The organism is Stenotrophomonas sp. 82F1 (assembly GCF_056861525.1).
Window position 1 is genome coordinate 232581 of sequence record NZ_JBSPUD010000004.1, and the last position, 19095, is coordinate 251675.

21 protein-coding genes are annotated in these 19095 nt (G+C 65.0%); 4 read left to right on the top strand and 17 right to left on the bottom strand.

The genetic code is table 11. The features are described 5' to 3' along the window. The 17 genes from AC13GI_RS07260 to AC13GI_RS07340 all read right to left on the bottom strand — a co-directional run bounded on the left by AC13GI_RS07260 (nucleotide 1) and on the right by AC13GI_RS07340 (nucleotide 14277). Entirely contained in the window at nucleotides 1-771 is a 771-nt protein-coding gene (locus tag AC13GI_RS07260) for a glycosyltransferase family 2 protein (RefSeq protein WP_099819882.1), read from the bottom strand. After that, nucleotides 761-2449 (bottom strand): ApeI family dehydratase, encoded by a 1689-nt coding sequence (locus tag AC13GI_RS07265; protein WP_482995929.1) that lies wholly within the window; start codon nucleotides 2447-2449, stop codon nucleotides 761-763. Before AC13GI_RS07265 ends, AC13GI_RS07260 begins: the two co-directional genes overlap by 11 nt. Then, nucleotides 2442-2993 (bottom strand): COG4648 family protein, encoded by a 552-nt coding sequence (locus AC13GI_RS07270; RefSeq protein WP_265951669.1) that lies wholly within the window; start codon nucleotides 2991-2993, stop codon nucleotides 2442-2444. Before AC13GI_RS07270 ends, AC13GI_RS07265 begins: the two co-directional genes overlap by 8 nt. A gap of 22 nt (nucleotides 2994-3015) precedes the next feature. Beyond that, on the bottom strand, nucleotides 3016-3273 hold the full coding sequence (locus tag AC13GI_RS07275; protein ID WP_025878014.1) for an acyl carrier protein: 258 nt from the start codon (nucleotides 3271-3273) through the stop codon (nucleotides 3016-3018). 16 nt (nucleotides 3274-3289) lie between these two features. Further along, nucleotides 3290-3547, bottom strand: coding sequence for a phosphopantetheine-binding protein (locus tag AC13GI_RS07280; protein WP_005411610.1), 258 nt, complete (start codon nucleotides 3545-3547; stop codon nucleotides 3290-3292). Continuing rightward, nucleotides 3534-4331 carry a lysophospholipid acyltransferase family protein gene (locus tag AC13GI_RS07285; protein WP_089237756.1) on the bottom strand — a complete coding sequence of 266 codons (798 nt, stop codon included), beginning with the start codon at nucleotides 4329-4331 and terminating at the stop codon, nucleotides 3534-3536. Before AC13GI_RS07285 ends, AC13GI_RS07280 begins: the two co-directional genes overlap by 14 nt. Further along, on the bottom strand, nucleotides 4324-5070 hold the full coding sequence (locus tag AC13GI_RS07290) for a beta-ketoacyl synthase chain length factor (RefSeq protein WP_482995930.1): 747 nt from the start codon (nucleotides 5068-5070) through the stop codon (nucleotides 4324-4326). Before AC13GI_RS07290 ends, AC13GI_RS07285 begins: the two co-directional genes overlap by 8 nt. Before the next feature lie 229 nt (nucleotides 5071-5299). After that, entirely contained in the window at nucleotides 5300-6313 is a 1014-nt protein-coding gene (gene cydB / locus AC13GI_RS07295) for a cytochrome d ubiquinol oxidase subunit II (RefSeq protein ID WP_482995931.1), read from the bottom strand. 1 nt (nucleotide 6314) lies between these two features. After that, on the bottom strand, nucleotides 6315-7712 hold the full coding sequence (locus AC13GI_RS07300; RefSeq protein ID WP_482995932.1) for a cytochrome ubiquinol oxidase subunit I: 1398 nt from the start codon (nucleotides 7710-7712) through the stop codon (nucleotides 6315-6317). Between the two features lie 132 nt (nucleotides 7713-7844). Next, on the bottom strand, nucleotides 7845-9044 hold the full coding sequence (locus AC13GI_RS07305) for an ABC transporter permease (RefSeq protein WP_099819888.1): 1200 nt from the start codon (nucleotides 9042-9044) through the stop codon (nucleotides 7845-7847). Between the two features lies 1 nt (nucleotide 9045). Then, nucleotides 9046-10344: an ABC transporter permease gene (locus tag AC13GI_RS07310; protein ID WP_099819889.1), complete on the bottom strand. Its 1299-nt coding sequence runs from the start codon at nucleotides 10342-10344 to the stop codon at nucleotides 9046-9048. 33 nt (nucleotides 10345-10377) lie between these two features. Continuing rightward, complete coding sequence (locus AC13GI_RS07315) at nucleotides 10378-11196, bottom strand: hypothetical protein (protein WP_099819890.1); 819 nt, start codon at nucleotides 11194-11196, stop codon at nucleotides 10378-10380. Next, nucleotides 11193-12404, bottom strand: a complete 1212-nt coding sequence (locus tag AC13GI_RS07320; RefSeq protein ID WP_133119603.1) for a hypothetical protein — start codon at nucleotides 12402-12404, stop codon at nucleotides 11193-11195. Before AC13GI_RS07320 ends, AC13GI_RS07315 begins: the two co-directional genes overlap by 4 nt. Nucleotides 12405-12455: 51 nt before the next feature. Continuing rightward, nucleotides 12456-12767 (bottom strand): hypothetical protein, encoded by a 312-nt coding sequence (locus AC13GI_RS07325; RefSeq protein WP_133119604.1) that lies wholly within the window; start codon nucleotides 12765-12767, stop codon nucleotides 12456-12458. A 277-nt stretch (nucleotides 12768-13044) separates the two neighbouring features. Further along, the gene (locus tag AC13GI_RS07330; RefSeq protein WP_099819892.1) at nucleotides 13045-13260 is read right to left on the bottom strand and encodes a hypothetical protein; all 216 of its coding nucleotides are present in this window, start codon (nucleotides 13258-13260) and stop codon (nucleotides 13045-13047) included. After that, nucleotides 13257-13910, bottom strand: coding sequence for an RNA polymerase sigma factor (locus tag AC13GI_RS07335; RefSeq protein ID WP_482995933.1), 654 nt, complete (start codon nucleotides 13908-13910; stop codon nucleotides 13257-13259). Before AC13GI_RS07335 ends, AC13GI_RS07330 begins: the two co-directional genes overlap by 4 nt. Before the next feature lie 37 nt (nucleotides 13911-13947). Further along, nucleotides 13948-14277 carry a hypothetical protein gene (locus AC13GI_RS07340; protein ID WP_099819894.1) on the bottom strand — a complete coding sequence of 110 codons (330 nt, stop codon included), beginning with the start codon at nucleotides 14275-14277 and terminating at the stop codon, nucleotides 13948-13950. A 167-nt stretch (nucleotides 14278-14444) separates the two neighbouring features. Between AC13GI_RS07340 and AC13GI_RS07345 the strand changes: the two genes are divergently transcribed. The 4 genes from AC13GI_RS07345 to AC13GI_RS07360 are packed head-to-tail and all read left to right on the top strand — an operon-like array spanning nucleotide 14445 to nucleotide 19008. After that, nucleotides 14445-16817, top strand: coding sequence for a S9 family peptidase (locus tag AC13GI_RS07345; protein ID WP_482995934.1), 2373 nt, complete (start codon nucleotides 14445-14447; stop codon nucleotides 16815-16817). After that, on the top strand, nucleotides 16814-17233 hold the full coding sequence (locus AC13GI_RS07350; protein ID WP_099819896.1) for an NUDIX hydrolase: 420 nt from the start codon (nucleotides 16814-16816) through the stop codon (nucleotides 17231-17233). The genes AC13GI_RS07345 and AC13GI_RS07350 overlap by 4 nt, the downstream gene beginning before the upstream one ends. A gap of 30 nt (nucleotides 17234-17263) precedes the next feature. Further along, nucleotides 17264-17827, top strand: a complete 564-nt coding sequence (locus tag AC13GI_RS07355) for a hypothetical protein (protein ID WP_380653824.1) — start codon at nucleotides 17264-17266, stop codon at nucleotides 17825-17827. Nucleotides 17828-17862: 35 nt separating this feature from the next. Further along, complete coding sequence (locus AC13GI_RS07360; protein ID WP_482995935.1) at nucleotides 17863-19008, top strand: hypothetical protein; 1146 nt, start codon at nucleotides 17863-17865, stop codon at nucleotides 19006-19008. Nucleotides 19009-19095: the final 87 nt, after the last annotated feature.

Here is a 19095-nt window from a genome sequence, read left to right on the forward strand (position 1 = left end):
TCAGCCCTGCCCCCGCAGCCGGCGCCACAGCAGGCGCGGCGCACGCCAGAGCATGCCGAAGAACAGCCGGGTATGCATGCGGCTGATGCGCACGTTGTCGCGCCACACATCGAAATGCGAAACGCCGTCGGCCGGATAGGTCACGCGCGTGGCCAGGTGCTCGACCGGTACCTGCCGCCAGTACAGGCGCACCATCACTTCGGTGTCGAAATCCATGCGCCGGCCGATGGTTTCCTCACCAATCAGGCGCAGCACTGGCGGCAGCGGATACACGCGGAATCCGCACATGGTGTCGCGCAGGTGCAGCGACAGCGTATTGATCCACACCCAGATGTGGGTGGCGTAGCGACCATACAGGCGCGCCTTCGGCACGCTGGCATCGTAGGCCGGAATGCCGCAGATCACCGCGTCCGGGTGCGCGCGGGCGGCATCGATGAAACGCGGCAGGTCGCCGGTGTCGTGCTGGCCGTCGGCATCGATCTGCAACACGTGGGTATACCCACGACGCTGCGCTTCAGCGAAACCGGCCAGCATCGCCCCGCCCTTGCCCTGGTTCACGTCCAGCCGCAGCAGGTCGACGCCCGATCGCTGTGCAAGTTCGCGCAGCACCCGCGCGCAGGAGGACTGCGAGCCATCGTCGACCAGCAGGCAGGGCAGGCCCGCGGCCTGCACGCCGTCGACCACCGCGCCGATGGCGTGTTCGTGATCGTACACGGGAATGACCACCAGCGGCGCGAACGCGCCGCCAGCGGTGGCTGGTTCAATGCGCATCGGCGAAGACCACCCTGCCGCTGGCGTGCACGCCATGCACGGAGGTGTAGCGGAAGGTCAGCACGCCGCGTTCGGCGTCCCACTGCAGTTGCAGGGTCAGCTCGTCGCCGGGGCGGGCCACGCGCTGGAACTTCACCGCATCCATGCGCTGGAACCCGGCCGGCAGCACGAAGGCCTGCCGACCGAAGCGCACCGCCCAGTCCAGCTGGGCCACGCCGGGCAGGATCGCCGCCTGCGGGAAATGGCCCTGGAACGCGCGCAGCGCAGGGTCCAGCATCATCCGGAGGGTGGCCGCGGCCTCTTCGCGACAGTCCCAGACCGGCACCGGCAGCAGCGGCTGGAACAGCGCGACCAGCGCCGCCTGGGTGACCTTGCCCTGGGCATTGATCGGCAGCGATTCGACCAGGCGCCAGCGGCGCGGCCGGGTGACCGCGTCATGGCCCTGCGCCAGCCGCGTGCCCAATCGCTGTCCCAGCGCGCGCCGTGCGCTGTCGCCGGCACGTGCCAGCGCCGGATCGGCCGGCACCACTACTGCCGCCAGCTGCTCGCGCTGGCCCTGAAGCACAAGTACGCGCGCGTCCTCGACCTCGGGATCTTCGCGCAGGGCGCGCTCCAGTGCGTCCAGCGAAACGCGCCGTTCTTCGATCTTGACGATGCGGTCGGCGCGGCCCAGCAGGCGGAAGCGGCCATCGGCCAGTGCTTCCACGCGATCCTGGGTGCGCCACCAGTCCGACGTCTCCAGGTGCGGCGAGGCAACCGCCAGGCAGTCCTCCTCGATCCGCCACTGCACGCCCGGCAACGGCCGCCACGGCGGTGCATCGGCGTCCCAGCGGCGCCAGGCGATACCGCCGGTTTCGCTGCTGCCGTAAACCTCGGTGGGCGCCACGCCCAACCACTGGCGGACCTGGCGCGCGGCGTCCTCGGGCAGCGGGCCGCCGGAGGAAAACACCGCACGCAGGCGACCGTGCAGGCTGGCCCAGTCGAGCTGCTCGGGCAGGCGCTTGAGATGGGCCGGGGTGGCGACCAGCACCGTATCGGTACCGGCCAGCGCGCCCACCAGATCTTCGTGGAAGAAGCGCCGGGGCTGGATCGCACGGCCGGCGGCCAGCGGCCACAGCACGCGGAACAGCAGGCCATAGATATGCTGGTGGGACACGGTGCCATGCACCTGGGCGCCATCGAGCTGGGCGCCGAACGCGGCCTGCAGGGCATCGACCTCGCGCGCCAGCTGGTCCAGCCGCTTGCTGATGGCGCTGGGCTGGCCGGTGCTGCCGGAGGTGAACACGCACAGTTCGCAGGCGCGCTCGTCCAACGGCAGCAGCGCCGCATCGTCGGCAGCAGCGGCAGTGGCCTGCAAGGGCTGGTAATCGGCCGACAGGTCACCGGCAAAACCACTCACCTGCGGCTGCAGCGCCTGCAATGTCGCGGGCAGGTTGTCGGCAGCCAGGAAGACCCGCTTGCCGGCATGCCAGGCACCGAACAACGCCGCAGCGAAGGCCACGGTGTCATCGAAGTAAAGCGCCCAGTCGCGGCCTTCGGCAGTGCTGAAAGCGTCACGCCAGGCCAGCACGCGCAGGCGGAAGGCGACGTGGTCGACGGCAATGCCATCGCAGACACCGATGTCGCGGCCGGGCTGCGCCGTGATCAGCAGCCGATCCAGGGCGATCCAGTCAGCCATGCGCGTGCGCTGCCTTGACCCGACGCCGTACCAGCCATTCGCCCCCGAACAACAATCCCATCATCACGTACGCCAACAATCCGTTGTAGAGCATCCAGACCCGGTCCGACGCATACAGCGCGGTGAGCAGGGCGAGACCACCATTGAGAACGAAAAAGCCGCACCACACCTGGGTGACGCGACGGGTATAGATCACCGCGAACGGTGGCAGGTCCGGCTCCTGCAGGCGCGCCAGGCGTTCCACCAGCGGCGGACCGAAGCGCAGGCTGGTGGCGAACACCGTCAACATCACCACGTTCACCAGCGCCGGGTACAGCTTCAGCGGCAGCGCCTGGTTGAGCACGGTGGCCAGCCCGGCCAGCAGGCCCGCGCCGGCGGCGGCGGCCCACCACAAGGGTTGCCGGGTGCTCAGCGCGCGCAGCAGGGCCAGCGCGAACAGCAGCAGCGCCAGCCAGCGCGGCTCGAAGCGGCCCATCGCCACGTAGACCAGTACCGGATAGGCAAGCGAAATCGCTGCCACCACGACCATGCGTGCCCGTGCCATGGTCGCGGCGTCCGTGCTGCTGTCAGGCAGCGGCCTGACCGGGCAGCAGGCCGTGCACGACATCAACGATGTCCTGCACGGTGCGCACGGCCTTGAACGCTTCAGGCTGCAGGTTGCGGCCGAGCAGCGGCTTGAGCTGCACGATCAGGTCCACCGCATCGATGCTGTCGATGTCCAGGTCGTCGTACAGGCGCGACTCCGGGCTGATCCGCGCCGGCTCGATCTCGAAGCTGTCGGTCAGGATGCGGACGATGCGCTCGAACAATTCATTCTTGGTCATGGCAGTTCCTGGCGCCTTACGACTGGCGGGCGGCGACGAACTCGCCGAGCGCGCGCACGCTGGAGAAATGGCGACGGGTTTCTTCCGAGTCGGCCGAGAGGCTGACACCGTACTTCTTCTGCAGCGCCAGGCCCAGTTCCAGCGCATCGATCGAGTCCAGGCCGAGGCCTTCCACGAACAGAGGCGCGGTCGGATCGATGTCCTCCGGGGTGATGTCCTCCAGTGAAAGCGAGGAAATGATCAATTCCTTGATCTCGTGCTCAAGTGCTTGCACGGGTCGGATCTCCAGACAGGTCGAAATAACGAGTGAGGTGGTCGGTGACGCGACGGGCCGCCAGGGCATCCCCCCTTGGCGAGTCATCTTCGGCCAGGAACGGCGCGATCGGGATATCTTCGCCGATCTGCAGCTGAACGTGAAAACGACGTGAGGGTACACGATACCACTTCTGGCCCTTGGTCAACGTCGGCGGCGTGCAGGTGATGCGCACCGGGGTGATGTCCAGGCGCCCGCGCACGGCGATGTTGGCGGCGCCACGCTGCAGCCGCAGCGGCTGCCCGGGCACGCTGCGGGTGCCTTCCGGGAAGATGACCAGGGTGCCGCCGGCATGCACGGCCGCCGCGCAGTCATCGACCAGGCCGGCGCCGTCGTCATTGGAGATGTAGCCCGCCGCACGCACCGGCCCGCGCATGAACGGGTTGCAGGCCACCGCCCGCTTGACCACGCAGTCGGCGTTGGGCAGCAGGGCGATCAGGCACACCACGTCGATCAGGGTCGGGTGGTTGGCCAGCACCAGCAGGCCGTCGCGCTGCAGGCGTTCGCGCCCTTCCACCTGCAGGGTCATCACCCCCAGCCGGCACATCAGCCACACGTGGCTGGCGAAGGCGCGCTGGACCAGCCGGCGGGCCCGGCGTCGACGCGCGACCGGGTCGCGCATCAACAGCAGCACCGGCATCACCAGCACGCCCAGCAACAGGCCGCCGACGCCAAACGCGGCGAAGCTGAGGCCGGTGCCGAACACCCGCCAGGCATGATCGAGGCGGCGCAGCGCCTCAGCCACGGCGGCGCCAGGTCCAGCGCTGGCCTTGGGTCACGTGCTGCAGCAGCGGATCCCCGGCCAGCAGGAAGCGGTGCAGGTCCAGCGCATGCGGCAACACGCCCGGCACGCTCGGATCGACGTCGCCGGCGACCTGCCAGGACAGCGAAAGATCGGTGCCACCGGCGGTGCCGACGGGTGCCAGACGCCAGCACCAGGCGAAGAACGGGTCGGGTTCGTCGGCGAATTTGGCGTAAACGTCGGGCAATGGCGACTCATAGACCACGATCCGCACCTCACGCGCACCATCACCGAGCAGGCCGACGGCCTCTAGGCACGCCGCTTCCACCGTCGACTGGCCGGCAGACAACGCCAGGTAGTTGCCACGGTGGCCGCGGGCGATCGAATACAGCGCGGCGATGGCGTTGTGTACCGACAGGCCGAAGCCGGTGGGCGACAGCGGCTGATCGGCCACCAGCGAGCCCAGCAGGTCCATCGAACGGGCGACATCGCCATGGCGGCTGGCGAACACCAGCGGCACCAGGCTGTCAGCGCCCTGCCCGTCCTCGCACCAGCACGCGGCCTGGATCGCCATGCGGCCCAGGCGCTCGATACGGCGGCGCTGCATGGCCGGAATCTCGGCCAGCGCCGGCGTGTCCTCGCCCTGCGGCAGGAACGGCGACCCGGCCCAGCCCATCCATTGGCTACGCTCGGTCAGGCCAGGCGCCCAGGCGGCCCAGTCGACAACGGAAAATTCGATCATTACCGGTGATGTTTCGATGGGCGAACGAGAGTCTCGAGCCATTACGGCGACACGCGGCTGCCCCCCATTCCTGCAGCCATGCATCCGTCCAGGACGTCGCCGGCTGCCCCCCTGGCTGCCGGAAAGGAGCGCACGCTAGCACGTCCGACACAGGGATGACATGTTTCACAAAACACAACGGGGAGCGGTCAGCGACCGCCCCCCGCGTGGACTGCACCAGCGAACGGATTCAGTGATAGCCGGCGTCGGCGCGCACCTTGCCGCGGAACACCCGGTAGGACCAGGCCGTGTAGCCCAGGATCACCGGCAGCAGCAGCACCAGCCCGACCAGGGTGAAGCTGAGCGAAGAGGCCGGCGCGGCGGCCTGCCACAACGTCATCGACGGCGGCAGCAGGTACGGCCACATGCCCAGCACCAGGCCGGCGAAGCCAAGCACGAACAACGCCAGGCTGAGCAGGAACGGCGGCAGGTCGCGACGCGGATGGGTGGCACTGCGCCACAGCGCGATGGCCACCGCCAGGGTCAGCAACGGCACCGGCGACAGCCACCAGAAGTTGCCGTCGCTGAACCAGCGCTCCATCAGCCGCGACTGCAGGAACGGCAGCCAGCTGCTGACCAGGCCCATCGCCGCGATCACCGCCACCACCAGCGGCCGGGTCATCTGCCGGGCCAGCGCCTGCACACGACCTTCGGTCTTCAGGATCAGCCAAGTACTGCCCAGCAATGCGTAGCCGGCCACCAACGCGGCACCGGTCAGCATCGCGAACGGGCTGAACCAGCCGAACGCACCGCCCTCGTACACACCATCGACCAGCGGCAGGCCCTGCACCAGCGTGCCGAGGATCACGCCCTGGGCAAACGTGGCCAGCAACGAACCGAGGCCGAACGCCACGCTCCACAGCCGCCGCGAACGGTGCGCCTTGAAGCGGAACTCGAAGGCCACGCCACGGAACACCAGCGCCACCACCAGCAGCAGCACCGGCAGGTACAGCGCCGACAGCAGCACCGCGTAGGCCTTCGGGAACGCCGCCATCAGGCCGGCGCCGCCGAGCACCAGCCAGGTCTCGTTGCCATCCCAGATCGGCGCGGCGGTGTTCATCATAAGGTCCAGCTGTTCCTCATCTTCGGCGAACGGCGCGAGGATGCCGATGCCGAGCACGAAACCGTCCAGCACCACGTACATCAGCACGCCGAAGCCGATCACCGCGAACCATGCCACCGGCAGCCAGGTCATCAGGTCCATGTCAGCGCTCCTCCAGCGGTTCGTCGGCGGCCGACAGCGGCCGCGCCGGGGTGTGGCTGCCATGGTCCAGCGACGGGCCCGCGTCGTACGGCTGTGGGCCATGGCGCAGGATCTTCACCAGGTACCAGATGCCCCAGCCGAACACGAAGGCGTAGCCGACCACGTACACCGTCAGCGACAGCGCGGTCATCCATGCGCTCTGCGGGCCGACCGCATCGGCGGTGCGCAGCACACCGTAGACGACCCACGGCTGCCGTCCCATCTCGGTGACGAACCAGCCCGATATCAGCGCGATGAAGCCACTGGGCAGCATCCAGTTCCAGCCGCGCAGCAGCCACGGCGAATCCAGCAGCTTCTTCCGCCACAGCTGGAAGGCCGAGACCCAGGCCAGCACCAGCATCAGCGTGCCCAGGCCGACCATGATGCGGAAGGCGAAGAACACCGGCGTCACCGGCGGCCGCTCGCTGGCCGGCACCGACGTCAGCGGATCGAAGGTGCCGTCCAGGCTGTGGGTGAGAATCACGCTGCCCAGCTTCGGGATGGCCACTTCGAAATCGTTGCGCTCTTCCTTCTCGTTGGGCAGTGCGAACACCACCAGCGGCACGCCCTCGCCCTCCTTGGTCTCATGCCAGTGCGCTTCCATCGCCGCGATCTTCATCGGCTGGTGCTTGAGCGTGTTCAGGCCATGCATGTCGCCAACGAAGATCTGCAGCGGCACGGTCAGCGCCGCGAACGCGACGGCGGCGATCAACATGCGTCGGCCCGCTTCCACGTGCTGGCCACGACGCAGGTACCAGGCACCCACGCCACCGATCACGAAACAGGTGGTGATGAACGAACCCAGCGCCATGTGCGCCAACCGGTACGGGAAGGACGGGTTGAACACCACCTGCCACCAGTCCACGGGATGGACGATGCCGTTGACCATCTCGTAACCGGCCGGCGTATGCAGCCAGCTGTTGGACGCCAGGATCCAGAACGTCGAGAACAACGTGCCCAGCGCCACCATGCACGTGGACAGCCAATGCAGGCGCGGCGATACCCGGCCCCAACCGAACATCATCACGCCGAGGAAGCTGGCTTCGAGGAAGAACGCGGTCAGCACCTCATAGGTCAGCAGCGGGCCGATGACCGTGCCGGCCACTTCGCTCAGCCGCGGCCAGTTGGTGCCGAACTGGAAGGCCATCACGATGCCGCTGACCACGCCCATGCCGAACGACACCGCGAAGATCTTCTGCCAGAAGAAATACAGTTCGCGCCATACGGGCAGCTTCGTGCGCAGCCAGCGCCATTCGATGAAGGCCAGCCAGCTGGCCGTACCGATGGTGAAGGCCGGGAACAGTACGTGGAAACTGATGACGAATCCGAACTGGATCCGCGACAACAACAACGCGTCCAAGGGACGCCTCCTGCCAGGAGCCGGTGGGATACCAGACCACTTTAGGGGGATATCGTTAAGCCGGGATGCGACAGGGTGACGCGCTGCTTCACTTTGTCGCAGGTGGAGGTGGGTGAAGGGAGGGATGAATGGCTAGAAGGGCTTCAGCAAGGTCAACGGCTGCTCTTTGGCGATTCGCAGGGCCCTGGGCACCAAGGCAGCGAAACAGGCCGACATCACCAGCGCTGCAGCGATCAATCCCAGGACCCATGGTGAACCAGGAACGTCGTCCTGTGACGACCACACCCACGGCAACGTCATCGCGCCGAGCACAGCGCCAAACGTTGTAAACAGTGAAACCTCGAACATGATTTCTGCAAAGATCACGGACCCGCGAGCACCCAATGTGCGTCGGATCCCGATGGAGTGCCGACGTCGATCAAGCCACGCGCCTACGACTCCGGAAACACCGGCCATCAGCACACCGAGAACAACGGCCGTCATGATTGCGAGCACGGACGTAGCGAAGCGATCAGCTTTGACGTACGCGTCGCGATATCCCGCCAGCGTATCGATACCGGCCGGATTCACGATCCGATATGGCCGCTGCAGTACGTCGACAACGCGATCAAGCGATGACCGATCGACCTCCGACATCCACTTCGCCAGATAATAGCGACTCGCGCCCACGGGAAGTCCCGGAAGCAGCGCCCACTGCGAGTCTCGCTCATTGCCTACTGGTGCCGGCCCGGAAACAGATGCGAATACGCCCACGACGACCCGACTGCTGCCGGGGCCGAAATGCAGGTGCCGGCCAACGGCACTCTCCGTTCCGAACAGACTGGCAGCCAGTGCTTCACTGATCAGAACCACCTTGGCACCTTCAACCATGTCGTCCTCTGTGACAGCCCTTCCCAGGACGATTCCCGCGCCCAGCATCGACAGCAAGCCAGAGCTGGCAGTTACCACGGGAATGCGATCACATCCAGCAACGTCTGTCGTGCCCGCGTTCATCGAGTACGCCATAGCGGATTCACTGGTGCACACGCCGTATCGATTGGCTCTTCCTCCGAACGGAACAGAGTCGCTCACAACCGTGTCCTGTACACCGGGCAGCCGGATGGCGGACAGGTCTGCTCGTAACACTGCAGCATCCACGCCCTCTTCGGCATCCGAGACCCTGACCACACCAATCGATGCTGCCTCCCGGATGTTCCGAGTGTTCAATCTGGAGAAGCTGTCCAAAGCGGACTGCAGTGCGAATGCACATGCCAGGCTTGCAAGCCCTGTTTGTACTGCTAGAAGCGCGGCGCTCCCCATGTGCCGTCGGGTCTCCCTCATCGATTCGAACATTTCAGGCAGCCCCTTTCGCGAAGGTACTCGACAATGAGCTACCCCTGCAGATCTCAAACGATGGGAACAATGAACAGAGCAACGTCGTGGCGACCCCCAGGCCCGCCGCCGTCAGCATTGCCCCAGCATGCATCGACGTTATCGCACTGGGCAGAACGTCTCCCGAAGCAACCAGAAGGATTCCCAGCGTATAAGTGACCACAGCGAGCGCACTGCTTGCGAGTCCCGCTGCGATGGACTCCCACATGAGCTGGATGAACACGTCTCGGCGTCGCGCTCCCAGTGCACGTCGTATCGCGAGCTCCCGCCGACGACGACCCAGACTGAAGCTCAGCAACGCCGCAGCGTTGACAATGCACACGCAGAGAAGGATCAGTGACAGTCGGAGCTGCATCCTCGCCCGCTCCGGAACCAATCCCAGCCTGTCCAGCCAATCCATCAACGGCCAGAGTGCAACCTGCTTGGTGCCTGGCTCGATCCCAAGCCCCTTCTCCCTCGCATAGGCGTTCAGACTCGCGCTGTAAGCGGCGACATCGTGTGCGGTGGGCAGCCACACCCACAGTTGAAGCCAGGAAACGTTGGGCCCTGCGGGATCTGTGTCCTGATCACCTCCCCAGATCGTCGTTCCATCCACAACGGTCAGCTCGTCCGCGATTGCGGTTTCGACCGGCAGATAGATCTCATCGGGTCCCACAAAGGGTCGGCGTGTCAGATCTCCCTGAAACATGGGCACCGGATGCCAGTCCTCCGCGACACCCACCACGGTATAGGTGCGCATGTTCAGTTCCAACTGATGGCCCATGCAGTCACGCGCGCACTCCCGCTCTGCAAGCGCGCGTGAAAGGACCACCGTTCTGCTCGCGGCATGCCCCTCCTCGGCGGACCATGCCCGCCCTTGAACAACGGCAATGCCCAGGACACTGAAGACGTCGGATGTAGCGAACCTCGCGCGCAGTCTTGCGCTGGATTCTCCGGGCCGGGAAAGCGTTACCGCGCCTCCCGCCATAGCTGCCTGCTTCCACGTCCGGCCCTGGTTCAGAAGCGCCTTCGCGTCTGGCCAGGTCAATGCCTGCCCAGGATCCGGGGAGGCATTGCGCAGGGCATCTGGACGTGCGTCAAGATACGGGCGGAACAATGCGGAGCTCCGCTCTGGAACGGGATCCGAAGATGCCTGAAGAACAATGGAGAGCATCACAGTCGTGATCCCTACTCCGACACCCAGCATGAGAGCGATTGCGAGATGTGTGCCGATTCGTTGCTTGAATCGAATCAACGACATCTTGATGTAGTAACCGTGCACCTACCCTCCTTGGCCTTTGCAGAGCCCTCAACCTCAATTCGAAGGAACTCCCCGTAGAAGAAGTTGCTTCCCTTCTCTCAGCTCACCTACTCCTGCCATGTAAGGACTGCAGGCGCAGAAGGTCAGGATTTCATCCTCTTGGTACACCAGTATCTCGCCCATCCTGCTGTCGAACAGTTCCCGGCATGCGGATACGAGACCAGGAAAAGCCCCAAGATCCACCTCAGGCCATCCTCTCGGAAAACTCAGTGCGAACGCCTCTCCGTGATAGCTACACACGATTGGGATGCCCTGCGGCTGCTCGACGAAGAATGGATGCCACTGCTGCTCATCTTCTGCGACGTCAGAATCGCCATTCCACCGAAAGTAGGACCAGACCGACTTCTGCACGAATTTTTCCAGATGCGAGATATCGGGCATTCGATGACCGAACCCAAAGGCGAACTGTGGCGTCTTGATGCCAGGGATACGCCCGGAAAGAAGCTTCCATTGCACGTTCAAGGGGAGAAGCGATCTACTCACGCCGCGAGGACCAATACCGTGTGCCAGCGCGTGCGCTCGCGCCAGAACAGAGCCCAAAGCTGCGTGCGCCCAGTTCTCATGCAGACCAAATGCTCGAAGACGCAAGCCAATCTCGGTGCGAGAGAGCTCGAAGACCCTGTTGATGATGTAGGCAGAGCACAGGCTCGGAATCGACTGTTCCAGTACCGGTTCAATTACCTCAGCCTCCCGAACGCACCAGCTTCGAGTCAGCTCGTCCAGATGAATTACACTCACGCCCTGAACATCCCCAAGCAAGGCTGCGACAACGTCTTCCGGATCGGAGTGGATGACAATGGTTGGCGTCTTCATGCCACGTTCTCCAGCTTGTACTTCGGCATTCTTTGGCTGTACTCAGTCCTGATCTTCTCCTGAATTTCATTCACGACCGCCATCAGCTGCGGCGAAGCGGGTGACTCCAGTACGAATAGCGTGGAGATCTTCCGTTCGATGCAGAATCCGCCTGCAACGTGCATCAGTCGTCGCTTCATTCTCTTGCCGGCTTCTTCTCCAATGCCAGCTCCGATATCAACCAATATCCCGAGGAGCTGATGTATGGCGTAGTAGACAAAAACCGCGTGTGCCAGTGAATGGTTTGGAATGAAGTTGCCAGACCATGGTGAAACCGGGCGAACCCTGATTGCGCCTGACATGAACTTCCCGTGCACCTCTTCGTAGGCGGAAAGGTACGAGTGGATGGACTCATGCAGAATTGCCTCTGCGCAGAGATCCACGGTCATTTCTGGCCTATGGACATTGAGGATTCGGATGCAACCTGCATGAATCGGCCGATACTCGGACCCAAGATTCAGAGGTGAAACCTGATCACCCGGCTGGATCGACTTCCTCACAAGCACACGCCTTGTGAATGTTCGAATCAGGAGACCTAGATGTGGAGTGGCTTCGTCCACAAGCCCTATGGCTGCTTCCAGCTTCTCCTGGATTACGACAAGCTCTTCTGATGAGATACTCAGGAATGGATTGCAGAACGTTCCACTCTCTGGCTCGTTTCGACGCGCCAGCCCACTATCCACGTCCAGAGCGATCACACCTCCCACTTTTGCGCGCTCAACTTTTTCAAATCCGGATTCATGCCGTCTGAGCACCCACTCCCCCAGCGGGCTTTCGACTCCCCTCCCTTGGTGCAATTTTCCCATTCCGTCATTGATGGGAGCAACTAGAAACTCGGCCGTTGCGGCGAGGTGAAGCGCTTCGATGGTTGAGACAGACCGTCCATCTGGATCTTCATGAGAAACTCCATCTGGATCATCCATGAATCCGGAGACCCAAGGGGAGCCAAGCAATCTTCTTCTCGCCGCGGGATCCAACTGTTTGAACGTTTTTTCAAAGTTTTCCACACGCCCTTGATTCTCAATCCGCTTATCTCTGAATCTAGAAAGAGCCTCACTCAAACGACGCGGAGTGACTTCAAGCCACGCATCCAGCAGCACTGAGCAAACGTCAACCGTTCTATGCGGATCTTCAATCGCTCTCCTAAGATCCTCTATGGAAGTTCTCATCAACTTCTCCTTGGTGACGGACGGCCACCCCATGGGCGACCGTCCGCGTTCTTAGACGTTGAACTTCTGGACTTCAGGAACAACATGAGCGAACTGGAGCTCTTCTGCGTCGCCTGACGAATAGTGACCGCAGTGAGTGCCACCACTTGAGTAGTTGGTGCATTGAACACCTGCGATCTCGTTATCGCCGATTCCTTCTTTCAACTCCGTTCCGCTGACGAGATTGATGTCCAGCACAGGGACGTTGTGGTTCTGCGCGAGTTCATTTGGTGCACTTTCATGCGCAGCAGATGCGATGCCAGATAGACCAAGCATTGCAATGAGTGCCGGAGGGAGAAGCACGGACTTGCCGATCTTCGACATTATTCAGCTCCTTTGATGTTGATACTGCTGGATATAGCCGTGAGCTTGCACAGCTCCCGGCCAGCGTCAGCGAATGCCGACGATTTAGGTTTTTCCAGCAGAATCATCGGCATCAACAGAAGAGGATTCCTTTGCAACTATCCTCAGCACAGGGCCTTTCACTTAGCGTCTGAAGATGACGCGATCCGTCGGACGCGGGGGATTTTCCGAAATTTAATGTTGGAGTGGCGGAAGAAAATTCACGCCGGATGCGACTGACGTCTTATCAATCAGCCTCTCAGCGCCAAAAGTACCAGACGCCCCCAGCCACAAGCGCCCCCAGCAACACCACCTGCACCACGACATAGCCCACGCCGCTATCGCGCGATTCGGAGACAATGCGCTTCCGCAGCGCCTCACTCACATCCGGTGTCTCTTCCTGCTGCGCCTGCTCACGCAACGCCTCTGCCAGCGCGCGCTCTTCCGCATCACGGGAATCGGTCGGTCGGTTCACAGCAGCTCTCCGGCGGTGGCGTGCCGCACCAGTTCCTGCTTCAGGACCTGGCGCGCACGGTACAGGTGGCTCTTGATGGTACCGCGGGCCAGGCCGGTCACCTGTTCGATCTCGGCCAGATCGAAATCCTCCAGATAGTGCAGGCCTACGATCAGGCGCTGCGGCGCACTCAATCGTTCCAGCGCCGCCCCGAGGTGGCGGCCGGCCTGCAATGTCTCGCTGATTTCCGCCGGGCCCGGCCCGTCGTCACCAATCCCCAGTTCCTCGGGCGCTTCCACCGCCACCATCCACTGCGCCTCCAGCCGCCGCCGTCGCAGGTACTGAAGCGCGGTGGTGTAGGCCACGCGCGAAATCCAGGTACGCAGCGAGGATTCGAAACGGAACCGGTGCAGCTGGCGGAATACCGCCAGGAACGTTTCCTGCAGCAGGTCGGCCACCTGGTCGCGGTCGCCGACCATGCGGTCGATCACATGCGCGCAGGTGCGCTGGTGTGTTTCCACCAGCTGCTCGAAGGCCGGTTGCGAGCCGTCGATGATGGCGCGCACCAGCGCCTGGTCCGCATCCAGCGGCTCGGCAGGGGTGGTCGCGGCCGCGGCATCCTGTCGATGCCGCCCCCGCAATGCGGCCAGCGCTTCCCCCAGCAGGCTCATGCGTGGGGCTCCTCCTGTGCCCGCAACATGCGCCGGCTCAGCCCTTGCGTGCTGCGGGGCGGGTGAAGTACCAGGCCAGCAGCTGACCCAGGCCGGCGCTGCCGACCATCGCGGCGGCGGCGCCGAACGTCAGGTCGCGTGCACCGATCGCCTCCAGCAGCGCCATGGCCAGTGCCAGGCACACCAGGCTGATGCCCCAGCGCAGCGCGCCCTGGCGGCGGCGCTCCTCTTCCAATACCGCCAGCGAGCGGATCACCTCTTCCGGCACGTGCGGCGCCACCAGCTTGCTGCGCGCACGCGCATCGGCGATGGCATGGATCGCATAGGCGGTGCAGATGAAGAGAGTGATCGGGATGAGTTCCTGCATGGTCGTGCTCCTGTCCGCTGGATGATGCGGGTTCAGGAGATTGGATGCGCGACCCTGCCGACCGGTTGCACCGCTTTGCCGATCCCGCTGCCATGACCTGTGGCCCCCTCCCCCGGCCCTTGCGGCTGCTACGCTTGCCCGGTTTCCTCTTCTGGTGCTGTCCGCCCATGTCCCGAGTGCTGCCCCTGTCCCTCCTGCTGTCTGCCGTGCTGGCCGCTCCGGCCGCCCAGGCCGCGCCGACGCCGATCACCATCGAACAGGCCATGGCCGATCCGGACTGGATCGGTCCGCCGGTGGAGAAGGCCTGGTGGTCGTGGAACAGCCAGCAGGTGGAATACCAGCTCAAGCGCAACGGCAGCCCGGTGCGCGACACCTTCCGCCAGCCGGTGGCCGGTGGCGTGGCCGCACAGGTGGCCGATGACCAGCGCGGCAGCCTCGACGTGGCCGATCCGGTCTATGACCGCAGCCGCAGCCGCAGCGCCTTCGTGCGCAACGGCGACGTGTTCGTCCGCGACCTGCGCAGCGGCGCGCTGACCCAGCTGACCCGCAGCAACGAACGCGCTGCCGGTGTGAACTTCGCTGCCGACAACGGCGTGATCTGGCGCGTCGGCCAGAACTGGTTCCACTGGACCGCCGCCAGCGGTGTGCAGCAGGTGGCCAGCCTGAAGGCCGACAAGGATCCGAGCACGCCGCCGAAGGCCGACGTGCTGCGCGACCAGCAGCTGCGCACGCTGGAAACCCTGCGCCGCGACCGCGAACAGCGCGAGGCGCTGAAGGACCAGGACCAGCGCTGGCGCCAGGCCGACCCGACCCGCGCACCTGGCCCGGTGTTCCTCGGCGCCGACGTGGAGATCGTCGACAGCGTGCTGTCGCCGGACCTGGGCCACCTGATCGTGACCACCAAGCCGAAGGACTTCGATGACGGCCGCGGCGGCAAGATGCCGCTGTACGTGACCGAGTCGGGCTACGAGGAAACCGAGGACACCCGCACCCGCGTCGGCCGCAACGGCTTCGAGCCGCACACCCTGTGGTTCGTGGATGTACGCAGCGGCAAGGCCGAGAAGCTGTCGCTGTCCAGCCTGCCGGGCATCGGCACCGATCCGCTGGCCGAGCTGCGCCGCAAGGCCGGCAAGGACGCGCTGAAGGGCGAGCGCAGTGTGCAGGTGATGAGCGACTTCATGGGCGGTGGCATCCGCTGGAGCGCTGATGGCCAGCAGGCCGCGGTGATGCTGCGCGCCAACGACAACAAGGATCGCTGGATCGTCAGCGTTGCCGCTGCCGACGGCCGCGTGCAGAACCGCCACCGGCTGACCGACAACGCCTGGATCAACTGGGGCTTCAACGATTTCGGCTGGATGGCCGATGGCCGCACGCTGTGGCTGCTGTCCGAGGAATCGGGCTTCTCGCACCTGTACACCCAGGCCGGTGGCAGCAAGCCGCAGGCGTTGACCAGTGGCAAGTGGGAGACCTCGGCGCCGGTGCTGTCGGCGGACGGCAAGGGCTTCTACTTCCTGTGCAACCAGCAGGCCCCGCATGACTACGAAGTCTGCGCGGTCGATACCGCCGCCCGCCAGGTGCGCGAGCTGACCAACCTCAATGGCGTGGAAGACTTCTCGCTGTCGCCGGACGGCCAGCAGCTGCTGGTGCGCTACTCCGGTGCCTACCTGCCTGCGCAGCTGGCGGTGGTGCCGAGCACCGGCGCTGGCCAGGCGCGCGTGCTGACCGATACCCGCACCGCCGAGTACAAGGCGCGCCAGTGGGTCCAGCCGAAGCTGGTGGCGGTGCCGTCCAAGCACGGCGCCGGCGTGGTCTGGGCCAAGTACTACGAGCCGGAAAACAAGGAACCGGGGAAGAAGTACCCGATCGTGATGTTCGTGCACGGTGCCGGCTACCTGCAGAACGTGCACCAGCGCTACCCGGCCTACTTCCGCGAGCAGATGTTCCACAACCTGCTGGTGCAGAAGGGCTACATCGTGCTGGACATGGACTACCGCGGCAGCGAGGGCTATGGCCGCGACTGGCGCACGGCGATCTACCGCAACATGGGCCATCCGGAACTGGAAGACTACAAGGACGGCCTGGATTGGCTGGTCGACACCCAGCAGGGTGACCGTGACCATGCCGGCATCTACGGCGGTTCCTATGGCGGTTTCATGACCTTCATGGCGCTGTTCCGCTCGCCGGGCACGTTCAAGGCCGGTGCCGCGCTGCGCCCGGTGGTCGACTGGCACCAGTACAACCACGGCTACACCAGCAACATCCTCAACACCCCGGACATCGATCCGGAGGCGTACCGCGTGTCGTCGCCGATCGAGTACGCGCAGAACCTGCAGGACAACCTGCTGATCGCCCACGGCATGATGGACGACAACGTGTTCTTCCAGGATTCGGTGAACCTGACCCAGCGCCTGATCGAGCTGCACAAGGACAACTGGTCGATCGCGCCGTACCCGCTGGAGCGCCACGGCTACGTGCGTGCCGACTCCTGGCTGGACCAGTACAAGCGCATCCTCAAGCTGTTCGAGCAGAACCTGAAGTGAGTGCTGCCGCGGCCACGATCCACATCGTGGCCGCGGTCATCCTCGATGATCGCGGCCGGGCGCTGGTGGTGCGCAAGCACGGTGCCAGCCGCTTCATCCAGCCGGGCGGCAAGCCCGACCCGGGCGAGGCGCCGCTGCAGGCACTGGCACGCGAACTGCACGAGGAACTGGGCGTGCGGTTGGATGCCGCCTCGGCGCTGCCGTTGGGCACGTTCGAGGACTGGGCGGTGAACGAGCCCGGCCACCGCGTGCAGGCACAGGCCTGGCGGGTGTGGATCGAAGGTGAGCCGTGCGCACGTGCGGAGATCGCCGAACTGGCCTGGGTACCGCTGCAGCCGCCGCACGGCCGGCCCTTGGCACCCTTGAGCGAACACCATATCCTGCCAGCGGTCGCTGCCCTGGCGACGGCCCGCTGACGAGGCGGGCATCGCTCACCCGGACAACGGATGTCAGCCTCGATTCCCCCGATTCCCGCGCCCACCCCACCGCCACCCAACAACTGGGTCGCCGCGATGGCGCAGGGCTCGTTCTGGCTGTGCCTGCTGGTCACCCTCTACTTCCTCGCGCAGGCGCTGATGGCCGCTGCACTGGCCCGCACCGAGTTCTGGATGACGCTGGTAACAGTGGCGTGGGAGCAGCAGCTCGACGGCAGCCTGTGGTGGATGCTGAAACACCCGGCGGCCACCTCGCTGCTTGTTGCCCTGCTCTGCCTGGTCTCGACCCTGGCCAGCTGGGGCCTGTGGCGCGGGCGACGATGGGGCCTGTGGGCCTACGTGTGGATGCTGGGCCTGAGTGCGTTGGCCAACTTCGTGATCGCCTGGTGGATGGACCGCCTGCTGCTGGTATTCATCGCGCTGCTCGCCAGCGACCCGACAGCGCAGCATGAGCTGCAGGTGCAGCGCGTGCTGTTCACCCTGACACTGGTCGGCACCTCGGTCTTGTTCGCGGGGCTGCAGGGTTGGCTGGGCTGGCGCCTGCTGCGGCCGGATATCCGCGCGCGTTTCCGCTGAGCCCTATCTCTTTCCCGCACGACAAGGACCGTCGCATGCGTTTGTTGAACTTCCTGCCCACCCTGTTCCTGCTCATCGCACTGCCTGCCGGTGCCGATGCGCTGCGGTGTGGCGAATACCGCAGTACCGATGGCGGCATGGCGCTTGTGTTCACCACGCCCAGTACCGGCTACCGCCACAACCACATCAGTGAGCCGGAGCCGCTGTGGGTCGATCGCAGTGCGGCGCGGACCCGGCTGGTCATGCTCGACGATGGCGTGGCGGAGCCGATCCGGATCAGTGCCGATGGGCAGCGCATCGAGGACGACGTCGTCACGGTCTACACCCTGCGCCAGGCGCGCGCCTGCGCCATCGAACCCACCGCGATGGACGGCAGCTGCCGCGCCGCCGGCAGCCACTGCATCGCGCAGCTGCCCACGGCCTCGCCCGGCCAGGCCAAACGCGCGTGCAGCGAAGGCGTTGGCGCGGGCTGCTCGACGGTGCTGCGACAGCTGCGCGATGCAGTGACTGCGGTGGGAAGCGACGACATCGGCCCCGCGCGCTTCGAGCGCCCGCCCGTCTGCCGCGAACACACGCCCGGGCATGACCCACGGGCGTGCGAGGCGCTGACCGATGATGCGCTGGTTGCCGCCATGCAGCGGGTAGGTGAACGCCTGCAGCAGGAAGACGAAGACACACTGGATTCGCGCCTTGGGGCCGCTGCACGCGATCACCTGCAGCAGCTGTGCCTGCAGCACCGCAGTGGCCGCTTCTGCGTCGAAGTGGCCGAACAACAGTTGATTGCGCTGGAACCTGCGCTGGCGGTGCAGGCCCTGCAGGTGGTCTGCGATGCGGGGCGCGTCAGCGCCTGCGAACGTACCGCACCATTGCGTGAACTCGGTGCCGATCTACGCCTGGTGCCGCTCCTGCAGGTGCCGTGCGGCCGCTATCAGGCCGATGGTGGCAGCCTGGACACGCTCACGTTCGACGATGCCGGGCGGGCCAGGGTCGATACGCAGGACGTGCGCGCGCTGCTGCTGGACGGCACCCTTCACATACGCCACGACAATGGCGCCGATTACGTGCTGGGCCTGCTGGCCAATGGCGATCTGCTGGGGCTGGACGCGCTTACCGGATACCAGCGTTACCGACGTCCTCCGGGCGCCCCGCAGTTTTGTCGCGAACGACCCGCCCGGCGCTGAAGCCGCGACGGCAGGTCCTGCGTTCTGGCGGATTTGATTGCGGATCGGGATGGGCTGGCTATCGTGGCCCGCGTCTTTCTGCTGTGG

What these genes read in the sequence shown, in the direction of transcription:
- AC13GI_RS07315 (WP_099819890.1), bottom strand. Translation starts at nt 11,196, where the DNA reads ATGAAGACGCCAACCATTGTCATCCACTCCGATCCGGAAGACGTTGTC.
- AC13GI_RS07275 (WP_025878014.1), bottom strand. Translation starts at nt 3,273, where the DNA reads ATGACCAAGAATGAATTGTTCGAGCGCATCGTCCGCATCCTGACCGAC.
- AC13GI_RS07345 (WP_482995934.1), top strand. Translation starts at nt 14,445, where the DNA reads ATGTCCCGAGTGCTGCCCCTGTCCCTCCTGCTGTCTGCCGTGCTGGCC.
- AC13GI_RS07340 (WP_099819894.1), bottom strand. Translation starts at nt 14,277, where the DNA reads ATGCAGGAACTCATCCCGATCACTCTCTTCATCTGCACCGCCTATGCG.
- AC13GI_RS07335 (WP_482995933.1), bottom strand. Translation starts at nt 13,910, where the DNA reads ATGAGCCTGCTGGGGGAAGCGCTGGCCGCATTGCGGGGGCGGCATCGA.
- cydB (WP_482995931.1), bottom strand. Translation starts at nt 6,313, where the DNA reads ATGGACCTGATGACCTGGCTGCCGGTGGCATGGTTCGCGGTGATCGGC.
- AC13GI_RS07320 (WP_133119603.1), bottom strand. Translation starts at nt 12,404, where the DNA reads ATGAGAACTTCCATAGAGGATCTTAGGAGAGCGATTGAAGATCCGCAT.
- AC13GI_RS07325 (WP_133119604.1), bottom strand. Translation starts at nt 12,767, where the DNA reads ATGTCGAAGATCGGCAAGTCCGTGCTTCTCCCTCCGGCACTCATTGCA.
- AC13GI_RS07270 (WP_265951669.1), bottom strand. Translation starts at nt 2,993, where the DNA reads ATGGCACGGGCACGCATGGTCGTGGTGGCAGCGATTTCGCTTGCCTAT.
- AC13GI_RS07260 (WP_099819882.1), bottom strand. Translation starts at nt 771, where the DNA reads ATGCGCATTGAACCAGCCACCGCTGGCGGCGCGTTCGCGCCGCTGGTG.
- AC13GI_RS07290 (WP_482995930.1), bottom strand. Translation starts at nt 5,070, where the DNA reads ATGATCGAATTTTCCGTTGTCGACTGGGCCGCCTGGGCGCCTGGCCTG.
- AC13GI_RS07265 (WP_482995929.1), bottom strand. Translation starts at nt 2,449, where the DNA reads ATGGCTGACTGGATCGCCCTGGATCGGCTGCTGATCACGGCGCAGCCC.
- AC13GI_RS07305 (WP_099819888.1), bottom strand. Translation starts at nt 9,044, where the DNA reads ATGTTCGAATCGATGAGGGAGACCCGACGGCACATGGGGAGCGCCGCG.
- AC13GI_RS07360 (WP_482995935.1), top strand. Translation starts at nt 17,863, where the DNA reads ATGCGTTTGTTGAACTTCCTGCCCACCCTGTTCCTGCTCATCGCACTG.
- AC13GI_RS07355 (WP_380653824.1), top strand. Translation starts at nt 17,264, where the DNA reads ATGTCAGCCTCGATTCCCCCGATTCCCGCGCCCACCCCACCGCCACCC.